The organism is Mesorhizobium sp. M7A.F.Ca.ET.027.03.2.1, from assembly GCF_003999175.1.
Taxonomy (GTDB): Bacteria; Pseudomonadota; Alphaproteobacteria; order Rhizobiales; family Rhizobiaceae; genus Mesorhizobium.
The window spans coordinates 1-1,024 of sequence record NZ_RZOM01001508.1 but is presented as its reverse complement, the minus strand read 5'-3'; the positions used below and the strand labels follow the sequence as shown (position 1 = coordinate 1,024).

Sequence of the window (1,024 nt, the reverse complement as noted above, 5' to 3'; positions counted from 1 at the left end):
ATTCCGGCCAGCGCCGGGCCTCGACATCATAGCCTGTCTTCAGGGCATTGTTCTCGTCGCTGACGTCGAAGCGGCCGGAGAAGTTTCCGGCAATCCAGTCGGCCTGATGCAGCACCGCCGCAATGTCCGGCAGATGCTGGAAGCGCAGGGCCTTGGCGAGGCCGGATGTCGCTCCGTGCGCTGCACTTGCAGCCGGCGCGGTGCGGGCGATAGCGGCCAGGATGTCGTCGTCATCGACCTTGTCGTTGTACATCAGCGGTTCGGCCAGCGGCCGCCCGGCGGCGTCGACCGGCAGCAGCGTGCCGGAGGTGCCGTCAACGGCGATGGCGCGGACCGCCGTGCGGTCGATGCCGGAAAGCAGCTCCGTCAGCACCGTCTTGACCGCTTGCCACCACGCCGTGGGAGCTCGCCCATCGCTGCCAAACCTGTCGAGTGGGACGGCCGCGTGCCCGGCTATGGAAAAATCCGGGCGCATGGCGACGGCGCGCGCACCCGATGTGCCGATGTCGATGCCGATGACAAGTGGCATCATGCCCATGCTAGCCGCCAGCCGCGTTGAGCTTCTGGCGATATTGCTCGGCGTCCCAGTTGACCAGTTCGTCATTCTCGGAAGCGGTGAGATAGTTCAGCCGCGCGGCGACATCGATGCGCGCCGTCACGTCGGCGAGGCAGCGTTGCATGGCATCGGCGCCGGCACTGGCGTCGCCGCGCATCAGCACGCCTGCGCCGGGAAACAGGATCGCCGCAGGCGACGTGCCCAGTCGTGCAATGACATCGGCCACGGCCTCGCCTGGTTTCGCCACGACGGAGCCCTGGCCGAGGAAGATGACGTGGTCCGGATAGAGGCTGCCGGCCTGCGCCATGCGGCGGCTCTCAGGGTCGAGCGCAACCGCATGCGCTTCGACATCGGCCGGCAATCTGTAGCCGCTGGCGCCGGCAAGCGCCGCCAAGGCGGCAAAGTCGGGTGCGGCGGTCGCGCGCGCCGGCCGGGCCAGCAATGACCTGATACGGCGCAGCAGAAGCT

The 1,024-nt window shown here is 68.2% G+C and carries 1 protein-coding gene and 1 pseudogene; both read right to left on the bottom strand.

Annotated elements, in window-relative coordinates; all coding sequences use genetic code 11:
* Positions 1-532, bottom strand: a 532-nt coding sequence (locus EN750_RS36020; RefSeq protein ID WP_245482917.1) for an FGGY family carbohydrate kinase, incomplete at its 3' end; no start/stop codon positions are given.
* A 7-nt stretch (positions 533-539) separates the two neighbouring features.
* Positions 540-1,024: pseudogene (locus EN750_RS36015) on the bottom strand (class II aldolase); the annotation flags it as partial.